Here is a 12,823-nt window from a genome sequence, read left to right on the forward strand (position 1 = left end):
CCAAGGAGAGAGACACCCCCTTTCAGACGCTTGACTTACGTAATGGAAGCGCCGATTACAAAAGCTAAACCGATGGATACTCCGACTGAGATGATACCAACAGCAATATTGTTTTCTTTCAGCATCGTTTCCACTGAAAATTTCCTTGTGAACATTTCAAATAAGAAGTAGGCAAGCATTTGGAGGACTACCCCATAGGCTCCCCATATCAACGTGTCCCACAATGTCAAACTATGATAGATAGCAAAAGAAAGAATGATACAAATCCCGATTATTTTTCCGGCAATAGATAAAGCAACCGCAGTATTGCCCTGTCTAACTTCTTCCCAATCCTTATATTTCGTAGTTATCACTTCAAATACTGCCAGGCCGATCAATACGACTATGACAGCAATAACAAAATAAGCAAAAGTAGCAATGAATGGTCCCATACTATCAACCTCCTAATAGATTATTTTCCTGCACCAGGTCCTCCGCCTCGCCCTGCAGAGCCCCGGAATGTACCTGTATCTCCCGAACGATAACCCCCGTACATAGAGTATCCGCCATAGCAATCATTCGATGCCCGGCAACGGCCAGCCTGATTTTCAGCCCAATTACTTGAATTAAGCATTCTGTTCAATACAGCATAAGTTAATAGGCCATTAAAGAATCCAGGTGAATAATGATTGCGGACAAATTGATCATTCGACAGCTCAATGAAGACTACGCCAGGTTCTTCTTCACTTTCCTTCATAATTACAAAATGATCAGGATAAACAAGCACTTGTTTATTATTATTGTAATCACTTTTCTCATCCGGCTTTAGTGTTCCAGCTAACAAATCTGCCAGTTCTGGTATTTTGAATTCCCTTGTGACATAAACTCTCGAGATGCCTTCATCTGTACGAACCGTATCAATCAATGGAAAATGATTGCTTACAAGTTCTTCTGCATCAGAGGGCTCAGATTGCTGCAAAGATGAGATGATACTTTCTTTTGATGGTTCTTCGGGTAATTCGTCATATGTAAGCGCTGGATCTGAAGAGGAGCCTGAAATCCCTCTTGATCTGTCATCATTGCCGCCAAAAACATTCATGAACAGGACGATAATGATGATTCCAAAGCCAAATAATACAAGATAATCCTTCATATGGGTTCCTCCTTCCTGGAGAAAGTTTCTTGAACTCATGGATAAGGGTCTGACATTTAGTCAGACCCTCCCTCCATAGTTCAAATATCTCTTTTAACTATGATCAGCTGACAAGTTATTCTTTACCCATTTTTTTCTTCAATGCCGCCAACTCGTCGTCCACTCCGTTCTTTTCCAGAGCTTCGAATTCATCATCAAGGGATCGGCTGGCCTGCGACATGTCTTCGCTTGTTTCAGCTTCAGCTTCATGTTGAAGAACTTTTTCTTCCATACGCTCGAAACCTTTACGTGACTCATCGCCTCCAATACCGGACATCGTACGATTCATTTTTGTTCTTGTTTTTGCCGACTCTGCACGTGCCTTCAGAGAATCTTTCTTCAATTTCATTTGCTGGTACTCTTTTTTCATTTCATCTAACTTTTCACGTAGACTGTCTGCATCTGATTTTGCTTTTTCCCATGATGCCTGCAATTGCTCCGCTTGTTCCTGCTGGCTGTTTTTATCCTCAAGCGCACGACGGGCTAGGTCTTCGTTGCCTGCCTCTATCGCTTGCTCTGCCTGCTTCATTCGCTTGTCGACAAGTGCCTGGGCATCATCGAACTTACGCTTCAGCATTTTTTCATTGGCAATCTGCTTGGCGACAGCACTTTCTGCTTCACGAATATCATTTTCCATATCACGCATGAATTGATCCAGCATTTTCACCGGGTCTTCTGCTTTATCCAACATGGAATTCAACTCAGAATTCACTACTGTTTTTACGCGTTTAAAAAATTGGAACATATCTAATTTCCTCCTTAAAATTAATGGGAACCTGCTATGATCTTAATATCATAAGGTTCAATATCGTAACCATGACTAACTTCTGTATCACTTCCCCACGCTTCTAAACTAAGATAATCAGTTTCATCGTCAGCGATATAATCCGCATAGGAAATCATCTGGCCATTGACATTTGCGCTTCTTCCTTCGCCGACTACTCTTGCATCCCCTTCGCCATCTTTATGATAGGTTTTCCCTTCATATTCCAAGGTTTTGGGCAAAGGTTTAGATACTGGAAGCTTGATGGTACGGTATATTCCTAACTCTAACTCATCGTCCATCTCTGCTGAGAGCCAAATCGTCGAATGTCCTTCAAGCAATTGATAGCCGAACCATTCATAGGCATGTTCCCTGTAAGTAATTTTTCCCACTACCTCATAATCAACCAGGTCGTAGTTTACAATATCCCCTACTTGAATGTTCAACGGGGTACGTTCCTTCACTGCTGGCGCCTTTGCTTTTTTATTTGAAAATAAGCGTGAAAACAGTCCCAGGACCAGTCACCTCTCTTTCTTAATAACGCTGAGTTACTTTCTTATACGATATAACGAAAAGAAAGTTTCATTTTTCATTATTATTTTTTTAGATGCTATCAAAAATAGCGAGGAAAGCTCTAGCTCCCTCGCCATATCATTATCACTCATATTCTAGTAAGGTTTCAACATCTGAGTACTCAAGCTGGTGTGCTTCTGCGACAGCACGGTAAGTTACAAAACCATTCAAGGTGTTGATCCCTTTACGTAACGCTATATTATCCTTGCACGCCTGCTGGTAACCTTTGTTAGCAAGTTGCAGCGCGTAAGGAATCGTGACATTCGTCAAGCCGATGGTCGAGGTCCGTGGTACAGCGCCTGGCATGTTTGCAACGGCATAATGCACCACACCATGCTTTTCATACGTAGGATTATCATGTGTAGTAATCCGGTCGGTGGTTTCAAAAATTCCCCCTTGGTCTATTGCCACATCCACAATGACTGAACCTTTCATCATGGATTGTACCATCTCATCGGTCACAAGTTTCGGGGCTTTAGCTCCAGGAATTAAGACAGCTCCAATAACTAAGTCTGATTCTGCTAAAGCTTCCTGGATATTCAATGGGTTCGACATAAGGGTATTGATTTCTGAACCGAAGATATCGTCCAATTGACGTAATCTTTCCGGGTTCAAGTCTATGATCGTGACATCGGCCCCGAGACCCATCGCTATTTTCGCCGCATTGGTTCCGACAACCCCACCGCCGATGACGGTAACTCTACCACGTCGCACCCCAGGAATTCCTCCCAGCAGGATACCTTTTCCTCCATGAAGTTTCTCTAAGAATTGCGCACCTATTTGTGTAGCCATCCGGCCGGCAACCTCACTCATCGGTGTCAATAAAGGAAGCGATCCATTATCCAATTGGACTGTTTCATAAGCAATGCTGACTACTTTACGGTCAATCAATGCTTTTGTAAGCTCAGGCTCTGGCGCCAGATGGAGATACGTAAATAAAATAAGTCCTTCATAAAAATAATCATACTCGTCAGGAAGTGGTTCTTTTACTTTCATGACCATTTCCTGTCTCCACGCCTCTTGAGCTGTGTCTACGATAGTAGCACCTGCTTCCATGTATTGTGAATCCGTAAAATTCGAACCTACTCCTGCATTGGTTTCCACATACACCTCATGACCCGCATTGGTCAAAGAAATCACACCAGCCGGAGTCATAGCCACACGGTTTTCATTATTTTTTATTTCTCTAGGTACTCCAATTCTCATATCCATATACCTCCCAATCCAATGTACTAGGACGCTTGTCCTTCCCTTCTCACAAACACTATACCATTATTTTTGAAAAGGGGATAGCTAACACAAATGTAAGCCTTTACATTGTAACAAAAAACTCGCTTTTTTCACATTTAATTCCGACAAAAAATTTACGAATCACCGGTGACGATGAATGACATCCAGACCGCCTGTGACTTCGTAAACTGCTCCAGTGATCATGTCGCTCTCTTCGCCACATAAGAATTCGATTGTGCGCGCAATATCTTCTCCAGTACCTGACCTTCCAATGGGTGTATGTTCATCCCTGATTTTTCTACTTTCCGCAATGGTCGCTTCCTTCATCTCTCCAATAATATTTCCAGGACAAACCATGTTTGAGGTTATTCCATTCTCAGCTTCCTCAAATGCAATTGTTTTCGTCAGCGAAACAAGCCCTACTTTGGCGGCCGCAAAAGCAGATCGGTAGATCCATCCGGAAGCTGCCCCTGCCCCCTGGAAGCCGTAATTGATAATACGCCCGAATTTCTGCTTTCTCATATAAGGAGCTACCAGCTGGAATAAATGAAAAGATGCATCCAGATTACCGCGTATCATGGCATCCCATTCTTCCTGAGTATAATCTAATAATTTTTTTCTTTTAAAAATATAAGGGCCGGCATTATTGATCAAGTAATCAATTCTCCCGAAGCGGTCTATGGTCTGCTGAACAAGCTCTATCAGATCCTTCTTTTTAGTGACGTCTACCTGGATGATTTGAATACGATCGTGATGATCGAGCCAATCTTCCAATAGTTGTTCCGCTTTATCTCGGTCCGTTCGATACGTAACGGTGACAGAATGCCCCATTTCCAAGAAGCGGGTGGTCACCATTTTACCTAGCCCTTTAGTTCCTGCGGTAATGAGGGCATGTCGCATAGGTATTCCTCCTTCAGTTTTTACCATTGTAATTATTTTATGTAACGATTCTCTTCTTGTAGCGGTAAAGCTTTGCACTTTATCTCTACTTTACTACAGATCATGATTTCGGTTCACACCTAATGCTTTTTCCGTCGCTAACTTCTGCCTTGGTTTGGGTCTTTAAGAACCATGGAAAGATAGTGAAGTCTCTCACTCTCATAGCAGATTGTTTAATCTTAGCTTCTGTTAACCTTTGATATTTACTTCATTAGAGCCTTATTTTTATTATTAGGCCGAAAAGTCGAAGACTTGATTTCAAGATATTGTAAGAGGGGAAGGTGCGTAGGGGAACGAGCCTAACTATGAAATCAACAGGGAGAGTTAACAGTACGTATACTTAAAGGCAGCAAGGAGAAACCTTTTCCTTGCTGCCTTCCCAATGAGGAAATAAAGTACCTTATTCTTCCTTTTTATTCTTTTTCTCTTTTATTCGCGGAAATTCTACACTCCCTGACTGATAACTTTCATTGATTCCTTCCAGAGAGTTTTCCTCATCTTTGGAACTTTTCTTGATGTCTTTTTTCATGTCGGCACCTCCCTTTATAATGTTCACAAAAATGTATGTTTTCATGTTTGACAACGTTTACATTAATAACATTCCGCATGTTATAATAGAAGTATAAATAAGGAAGGGAGCGTTCCATATGTCATTCGAATATAGTCATATTGTAGTGGCAATCGATGGTTCTAACGCTGCTGAATTCGCTTTTAAAAAAGCAATCGATATTGCTAAACGAAATGATGCCCAATTAATTCTATCCCATGTCGTGGATACCCGTGCGTTTGCTACAGTTGAAGCTTATGACAGATCTCTCGCTATCCGTGCGGAGGGCTATGCTAAGGAGTTATTGGATGAATACCAGGAGAAAGCGAAGGCAGCTGGAGTAGACAATGTTATTATTGACATTGAATACGGCTCACCTAAAATTAAAATCGCAAAGGATGTAGCCCCTAAGTACAAGGCAGACTTGATTATCTGTGGGGCGACCGGCCTCAATACGATGGAACGTTTCTTTATCGGCAGTGTTTCTGAACACATTACCAGATATGCTAAGTGCGACGTACTTGTAGTGCGTATGCCAGAACAAAAATAACAAGCTGCTGGAGGTTTTATGGAACAACATTTTACTTATGACCCAAGGCTTCAACTTTCTATCCCGGATCTTCCCCGTCCTTTTTATACCTTTTCTCAAAGGGAACAAGCTTTGATTATAGCAGAGTGGGAAAATCACCGTGGGGAAATTCCTGATAAAGTCAAGGAGCTGGAAAAAGAAATAGAAAAATGCCTGGTCCGACTCAATAATGAAGATGACTTCGAAGCGTCCTGCCAGTTGAACGACCGGATCAGCCAGCTTGCTTCGATGATCAACGACTTATGGATCTGGTACCGGACAAATCCTGTCATAACTGCTAAAACCAGTTAAAAAGACCCTGCCGCTTAAGTAAAAGAGGCAGGGTTTGTTTATTTTAAATATCTTTTTGTATTTCCCGAATGACGTGGCTGAGCTCCGGAAGAATCAATTTATTCATCGCAAGTTTCACAGCCCCACTTGAACCAGGCGTAGAGAAAATAGCCGTATTTCTACTAACACCGGCAATCGCCCTGGATAAAATTGCTGCAGAGCCGATGTCTTCCGTGTAACTAATCATTCGGAAAATTTCCCCGAAGCCCGTTATTTCTTTATCAAATAATGAAGCCACCGTTTCAATGGTCACATCCCGTTTCGCAATTCCCGTCCCTCCATTGGTCAGGATCGCTTCTACCTCCGAGTTATTACATCCAGCTTCTACCGCTTCCTGGATTGCCTGCTCTTCGTCTTTCACGATACGATGGTCGACGATGTGATGACCATTTGAATTTAAGAATTCAATCATCAACTTCCCGCTTTTATCCGTTTCTTTTGTTCTCGTATCACTCACAGTAATAATCATGCACGCTATTGATTTTTTTGCTTCTTGTTTATGCTCCTCAACGGACATCTTCTCCCTCCTGTTCCTTCGCTAGTAAATATCGGTATTGGTAAAATCTTAACGCAAATTCTGATACCCGGCGTGTCAAACGGTAATTGACAGTGGCTCCAACTGTCATGCTGACTAAGGGCAATCCTTGGATCAGCTTTTTACGAAACATTACGATAAACAGTGATTTGAGAATTTGCTTAAGAGGCTGCTCCAGCCAGGATTCATCAGTAAGGTCATCCGCCCCCTCAAAAACATAGGGGTGATTGTCATTCCTTACTTCCTCCACCAGCTCTTCCCATGCTTCTTCTTGCATCCTTTTGGGCAAAGTAGCTGCGTGGAAGACACGTAACGAGAGCATCATCTCATAAGGATGATTCATTTCGTGACCGAATGACAAACCGATCATTTGAACTGCACGCAAATTCATTCCCATCATCAATGGAAAGTCCAAGCCGAACAGAAGCAGGCCGCCGGTTCCAGTCAACCCTCCCTGGGCAAAAGAATACAGCCTGATCCGCGATATTTGCTGCTGGGCGATATATGTACGTCGGTCAATAGATAAAGCCTTTAAATCAGAAATATTTTCAATTTGATTATCAAACACCCTGCCGACCGTGATGATACGTTCCCTTGCTTCATTTTGAAAAGAAGTACCTTGAATAAAAGCATGAGTATGAAATAAGTAATTATCTAAATTACGGAAAAAGAGCTGTTTCCATTTAGAATCGATGCCATCAAACATTTGATTGATCCAGGCATCATACATACGCTCAAAATCATTGGGCTGGTAATCAGTATGGTTCCTTCTCCATTGCTGGATATCCCTGCTCACTTTATTTCCATCGCTCATCTTATTGCCTCCCATTCTCCTCTTATGCCTATTCTTATTCTAGCTCTAATAGGAGAAAAAATAAAATCCATGAGCAAACAAAAAACCAAGCGTCCCGTTCTTTTATAAACGGAACACTTGGTTTTATCATCAACTGGATAGACGTACCGTATCTCGTGCGATCATGACTTCCTCGTTAGTTGGAATGATCATGACTTTAACCGGAGAATGCGGATAGTTTACAAATGCTTCTTTCCCGCGCACCTGATTTAATGATGGATCCCAGTATACCCCCATGAACTCTAAGCCTTTCAAAACTCGTTCACGAATAGATGTACTGTTCTCTCCGACACCCGCGGTAAAAACAATGGCGTCTACACCGTGCATACGCGAAGCGTAAGAACCAATGTACTTATGAATACGTGCTGCAAATACTTCCAAGGCCAGCTCCGCACGTTCTTCTCCTTCTGAAGCTTTTTCTTCGATATCCCGAAGGTCACTGGAGAAACCGGAAAGTGCCAGCATACCACTTTCTTTGTTCAACACATTCATAACTTCCGAAGCAGACTTCCCTGTTTTATCCATGATGTAAGGTATCAAAGCAGGGTCGATATTACCGGAACGTGTACCCATCGTTACACCGGCCAATGGCGTGAAGCCCATAGATGTGTCGATCGATTTTCCTCCTTCAATAGCTGCGATGCTTGCTCCATTACCAAGGTGGCAGGAAATAAGACGCAGCTGTTCAACGGGAAGACCTAACATTTCAGAGGCGCGTTCAGATACATACTTGTGAGAAGTACCATGGAAACCATACTTACGAATTCCATACTTCTCATAGTATTCATACGGCAGACTATATAAATAAGATTGTTCTGGCATCGTTTGATGGAACGCAGTATCAAACACAGCAACAGATGGCACCTCAGGAAGTACTTGCTTGAATGCCCGGATACCTGTCAGGTTGGCTGGATTATGCAAAGGAGCCAATTCTGAAACTTCTTCAATTTCCTGAATGACTTCTTCAGTGATCAAAACAGAGTCACTAAAACGTTCCCCTCCATGAACGACACGATGTCCTACGCCATCAATCTCATCTAAGGACTCAATGATGCCTGTGGCAGTTAATTTATCCAACAGCATTTTAACTGCTTCCGCATGATCAGGAATATCTTGTGTGGTCTTAACTTTTTCTCCGCCCACTTCTATCGTGAAAATAGAATCGTTGATACCGATTCTTTCTACTAAACCTTTAGTTATTACTGTTTCTTCCGGCATTTCAATCAGCTGAAATTTCAAAGAAGAACTGCCGGCATTGATTGCTATGATTTTGCTCAAGGTATTTCATCCCCTTAAATTAGGCTCTCTAGTATCATTCCATTACCATTTAATCACCCGGCGTTGACATTTTCAAGGTGCAAGAGTAAATGGTAACGTTTACGCATTAAAATCTTTATTTTCTCATAATTACGAAGAATGATTTTTTTCGAACCACTGGTTGATTTGTGCAAGAATATCAGCCATAGCATTATGATTTTTGAATGATGGAAGCTTGGCCAGTAACGCTTCTTTCGGTGCTTCAGTACCTTTTCCTTTCTTTTGCAGGACCAGAATACTTTTAGCATGTTTTTCTTCTTTAAATAGAGCCTCTGGCAACTGCAACATTCCTACAATATGTGCATGTTCTCTCAAGAAGGCATTCAGCTGGGTAGCCTGATCACTCTCAAATAAAAAGTTAGGGATGACAAACATTAAATAGCCCCCCTGCTTTGTATAACGTAAGCTTTGTTCAATGAATAGATGATGGGCGTACGAATGTCCATCTTCTGCTTTCAACTTATATTCTTCGGCCTGAACATCATCTGGGTAGTAGCCGACTGGTAAATCAGCTAAAACAAAGTCTACCGGCTCTAATAAAAATGGCCGTAAGCTGTCCTGATGGAAGAATTCGATTTCTGTTTTTTGCAAATTTGCATTAGCCAGAGCTAGTTTCATCAACGTTTCATCTACATCACTACCATACGCAGCAACCTGTTTGTCTAACTGATTAAGTACAGCTGTCAAGAGGTTGGCTGTACCACAGGCAGGGTCGAATATCCGTAACTCTTGTGCATTTTTGAATAATCGTTGGGTAAGATACCCCATAAACATGGCCACCGTATCAGGAGTAATAAGGTGCTGTTGCTGGGTAGCACCCTTCATTCCTTTTAAAATAGCCAGCTGTGTCGCTTTTCGGATTTCTTCTTTTTCAAATTTGTTCAAATCAATTTCTTTCAGGTGTTTTTCCAATTGCTGTTTCAGCAGATCAGCCATATCATCAAATGGTGCATAGTGGTATAAAACATCCAAAGCATCTGCCACAGATTCTAAGTATGTTGTATTCTCCTGATATTCTATTGCAGTAGCAGCTTCGTCAATCCATTCAAATAATTCTTCTACATGTGTTTGTTGCATCAATCTGATCCTCCTTACGGTTCCCCTGTCCGTCTCTGTGATTCAAAGTATAAAAACAAGCAAATGGCGCATTCAATTTAAGAAATGCGCCATGTTGGTCTCTACGATATCTTATTTCCTATCCGATCATACAATTTAGCTGTAAGCCAGTCAACTTACTTGGCTTGTTCTACTGCAGCGATCGCTGACTCATAATCCGGATGGTTCGTCGCTTCACTGACATATTCAACATAAGTGACCTTATTTTCTGAATCGACAACGAACACGGAACGCGCCAATAGACGAAGTTCTTCAATCAACACACCATATGCTTTTCCGAAGGAAGCATCACGATGATCAGACAATGTGTCTACATTTTCAATACCTTCAGCACCACACCAGCGCTTTTGCGCAAATGGGAGGTCCATACTGATAGTCAAAACTTTGACATTACCCAGCTTTGTTGCTTCTTCATTGAAACGACGTGTCTGCTCGGCACAAACGCCAGTGTCAAGAGAAGGAACTACACTGATCAATTTGACGCTGTCTTTGTAGTCATCAAGGGTCACTTCACTAAGATCATTGGCAAGCACCTTGAAATCTGGAGCTTTGTCCCCTACCTTAATTTCTTCCCCTACTAGTGTCACTGGATTTTCCTTAAAAGTGATTGAAGCCATTTCCTCGTCCTCCTTGCTTTATATTTAAAATTATCGCAAAAAAAAACTGCCTATCTTTATTATGAAGGCAGTTTTCAAACTTGTCTAACGTTAACCTATAAAAGGTCGGAAGAAGAACGTCTGGATTGTTGTTGACCTCCGCTTTTGCCACCCTTTTGCAGCAGTTCTTGAATTTTTTCTATTACAGGCGGTGCTAAATCCAACATTCTCTCGTAAAGGTGGGTTTGTTCGTTCAAATGGATCATCTGGACTCCCTGTTTTCTCACGATTAAAAAGGCGATTGGAGTAATGGAAACCCCGCCACCGCTGCCGCCACCAAATGGCAATTCTTCTTCTGTTTGATCCTGACTTTGTCCATCTTGCCCTTGTTGTCCACCGCTTTTTGCTTTGAATTCGCTGCCGCCGGCGGCAAAGCCGAACCCAACTCGGGAAACCGGGATGATAATACTGCCATCAGGCGATTCAACCGGCTCTCCGACAATTGTATTGACATCAATCATTTCTTTCAGACTATCCATTGCTGTGGTCATCAGACCTTGAATCGGATGCTCATTCATGCTATTACCTCCTGCTAATCATCTGGCTTTTTCAGGCTATCTGTTCACGTATCGTAACCACACATATATAGCCTTACCAAGCCGGAAAGAAAATATACCATCTGCAAGCACATGAAAGCATGGCACTTGAAAGGAAGGCTCAACCCGGAAATGTGCAGGTTTCTTTATGATGAACAAATGGTTGATCAATTGTTCCAGGAGGGAAGCAACCGCAATCAATCCACCCGCAATGGAACCAGTCGACGAAGCATTTCCTGTACCTACACGCATGACACTATTCATTTTATGTACCGTGACCGCTCTCCCCATTTGCAACAACTGATGCACGTCTAAATTCCTTTTCTTATCGTCTGTTGATTTTTGTTTCCATAACTCTTCTGCTTTTTTCTCTACTTTTGCCAACTCCGCTTCACTCTCTACCATATGGTTGAAATCGATGTGCTTGCGATATACAGGCAGAAAACCCAAATAAGCGACTAAAGTAAGCCGCTTGTCGATAGGCAGGATTTCTAATTGAAACCGGAGCGATATTTTGATGAATAGCAACCCCACCAGTGTGATTATCAACAATAATAAGGCAATCCAAATCCATTCCATGAGGCCTCACCTGCTTACTAGTATCAGCATTAGCACAAACGAATAAACATAATTCAGCAATAATTTTCATACAATGGGTGGCTTCCTGTCATTTCCCCTTACAAGCTGGAGATGATAAAATAAAGAGTACCAAATAGAGGGAGGCATACATATGTCGAATAACAGACAAAACCTTTTTTTCTATTATCCACCAAACGAAGAGCTTGATATAAAGCTACAGCCATTATTTGAGCTTGCTGAAAAAAATGGTTTTACCATATTGGATGATGCGAAAGATGCAAATATCATAATTAGTGTCGGAGGAGACGGAACATTCCTTCAAGCTGTCAGAAAAACAGGCTTCCGCCAGGACTGCCTATACGTAGGTATCCGAAGAGAAGACGAAGCCGGCCTATACTGTGATTTTAATATTGATGACTTTGACACCATGGTCGACTCCATGGTCAATGCCGACTTGGAAGTCAGAAGATTTCCTGTTATTGAAGCGACCGTCAATAATGAATCGACCATGCTCTGTTTAAATGAATGCAGTCTGCGTTCCACATTAATAAAAACAATTGTAGTGGACGTTCTTATCGACGATCGTCCATTCGAGACATTCCGTGGTGATGGTTTAGTGGTAGCGACACCAACTGGAAGCACCGGTTACAACAAATCAACCAAAGGTGCGGTGATTGATCCGAAGCTGCCATGTTTTCAGGTGAGTGAAATCGCATCACTAAATAATAATCGTTACCGTACACTTGGCTCCCCATTTGTATTAAGTGGAGAAAGAACATTGAAGTTAAATGTGCAACAGGATGGTAATGATTATCCAATCATCGGTATGGATAATGAAGCGTACTCTATCCGTAACATTAAAGAATTGTCCATAAATCTTAGTGACCGTGTCATCAAGACTGTCAAAATGAAAGATAATACTTTCTGGGATCGCGTTCAGCGAACCTTCTTATAAAATAATAAAGGCCTGGCACTAACTAAATGTGCCAGGCCTTTATTATTTGCTCGTTATACGTTGTTGATTTTTCATAAGAGCTTATTCAACAAAAGCGCCGAAAAGTCGAAGACTTGATTTCGAGATGTTTGAAG

17 protein-coding genes are annotated in these 12,823 nt (G+C 41.9%); 3 read left to right on the forward strand and 14 right to left on the reverse strand.

The window, feature by feature from the left end; all coding sequences use genetic code 11:
- Positions 1-35 precede the first annotated feature (35 nt).
- From ACGTN9_RS15805 to ACGTN9_RS15835, 7 genes are all read right to left on the reverse strand, one after another.
- Complete coding sequence (locus ACGTN9_RS15805) at positions 36-431, reverse strand: DUF350 domain-containing protein (protein ID WP_499594380.1); 396 nt, start codon at positions 429-431, stop codon at positions 36-38.
- Between the two features lie 20 nt (positions 432-451).
- Positions 452-1,132, reverse strand: coding sequence for a DUF4247 domain-containing protein (locus tag ACGTN9_RS15810; RefSeq protein WP_499594382.1), 681 nt, complete (start codon positions 1,130-1,132; stop codon positions 452-454).
- A gap of 115 nt (positions 1,133-1,247) precedes the next feature.
- Positions 1,248-1,916 (reverse strand): PspA/IM30 family protein, encoded by a 669-nt coding sequence (locus ACGTN9_RS15815; RefSeq protein ID WP_499594384.1) that lies wholly within the window; start codon positions 1,914-1,916, stop codon positions 1,248-1,250.
- Positions 1,917-1,936: 20 nt separating this feature from the next.
- Positions 1,937-2,449 carry a DUF4178 domain-containing protein gene (locus ACGTN9_RS15820; protein WP_499594534.1) on the reverse strand — a complete coding sequence of 171 codons (513 nt, stop codon included), beginning with the start codon at positions 2,447-2,449 and terminating at the stop codon, positions 1,937-1,939.
- 142 nt (positions 2,450-2,591) lie between these two features.
- Positions 2,592-3,713, reverse strand: coding sequence for an alanine dehydrogenase (gene ald, locus ACGTN9_RS15825; RefSeq protein WP_499594386.1), 1,122 nt, complete (start codon positions 3,711-3,713; stop codon positions 2,592-2,594).
- 165 nt (positions 3,714-3,878) lie between these two features.
- A complete protein-coding gene (locus ACGTN9_RS15830) occupies positions 3,879-4,637 on the reverse strand; it encodes an SDR family oxidoreductase (RefSeq protein ID WP_499594388.1) in 759 nt (252 codons plus the stop codon).
- A 439-nt stretch (positions 4,638-5,076) separates the two neighbouring features.
- The gene (locus ACGTN9_RS15835; RefSeq protein ID WP_499594390.1) at positions 5,077-5,205 is read right to left on the reverse strand and encodes a hypothetical protein; all 129 of its coding nucleotides are present in this window, start codon (positions 5,203-5,205) and stop codon (positions 5,077-5,079) included.
- A gap of 118 nt (positions 5,206-5,323) precedes the next feature.
- On the opposite strand from ACGTN9_RS15835, the gene ACGTN9_RS15840 reads away from it, so the two are divergent.
- Entirely contained in the window at positions 5,324-5,773 is a 450-nt protein-coding gene (locus ACGTN9_RS15840) for a universal stress protein (protein WP_499594392.1), read from the forward strand.
- Between the two features lie 18 nt (positions 5,774-5,791).
- A complete protein-coding gene (locus ACGTN9_RS15845; RefSeq protein WP_499594394.1) occupies positions 5,792-6,103 on the forward strand; it encodes a hypothetical protein in 312 nt (103 codons plus the stop codon).
- A gap of 43 nt (positions 6,104-6,146) precedes the next feature.
- Here the strand turns inward: ACGTN9_RS15845 and ACGTN9_RS15850 are convergent, their stop codons facing one another.
- The 7 genes from ACGTN9_RS15850 to ACGTN9_RS15880 form a co-directional block, all read right to left on the reverse strand.
- Entirely contained in the window at positions 6,147-6,659 is a 513-nt protein-coding gene (locus ACGTN9_RS15850; protein WP_499594396.1) for a MogA/MoaB family molybdenum cofactor biosynthesis protein, read from the reverse strand.
- On the reverse strand, positions 6,649-7,491 hold the full coding sequence (locus tag ACGTN9_RS15855) for an EcsC family protein (protein ID WP_499594398.1): 843 nt from the start codon (positions 7,489-7,491) through the stop codon (positions 6,649-6,651). The genes ACGTN9_RS15850 and ACGTN9_RS15855 overlap by 11 nt, the downstream gene beginning before the upstream one ends.
- A 129-nt stretch (positions 7,492-7,620) precedes the next feature.
- Complete coding sequence (locus ACGTN9_RS15860) at positions 7,621-8,808, reverse strand: acetate kinase (protein WP_499594400.1); 1,188 nt, start codon at positions 8,806-8,808, stop codon at positions 7,621-7,623.
- 129 nt (positions 8,809-8,937) lie between these two features.
- A complete protein-coding gene (locus ACGTN9_RS15865) occupies positions 8,938-9,924 on the reverse strand; it encodes a class I SAM-dependent methyltransferase (protein ID WP_499594402.1) in 987 nt (328 codons plus the stop codon).
- A gap of 155 nt (positions 9,925-10,079) precedes the next feature.
- On the reverse strand, positions 10,080-10,580 hold the full coding sequence (gene tpx / locus ACGTN9_RS15870; RefSeq protein WP_499594404.1) for a thiol peroxidase: 501 nt from the start codon (positions 10,578-10,580) through the stop codon (positions 10,080-10,082).
- Positions 10,581-10,675: 95 nt separating this feature from the next.
- Entirely contained in the window at positions 10,676-11,137 is a 462-nt protein-coding gene (ytfJ, locus tag ACGTN9_RS15875) for a GerW family sporulation protein (protein ID WP_499594406.1), read from the reverse strand.
- A 36-nt stretch (positions 11,138-11,173) separates the two neighbouring features.
- Entirely contained in the window at positions 11,174-11,734 is a 561-nt protein-coding gene (locus ACGTN9_RS15880) for a DUF2953 domain-containing protein (RefSeq protein ID WP_499594408.1), read from the reverse strand.
- A gap of 151 nt (positions 11,735-11,885) precedes the next feature.
- Between ACGTN9_RS15880 and ACGTN9_RS15885 the strand changes: the two genes are divergently transcribed.
- The gene (locus ACGTN9_RS15885) at positions 11,886-12,689 is read left to right on the forward strand and encodes an NAD kinase (protein ID WP_499594410.1); all 804 of its coding nucleotides are present in this window, start codon (positions 11,886-11,888) and stop codon (positions 12,687-12,689) included.
- Positions 12,690-12,823 lie beyond the last annotated feature (134 nt).

The organism is Halobacillus sp. B23F22_5, from assembly GCF_043497085.1.
GTDB lineage: Bacteria > Bacillota > Bacilli > Bacillales > Halobacillaceae > Thalassobacillus.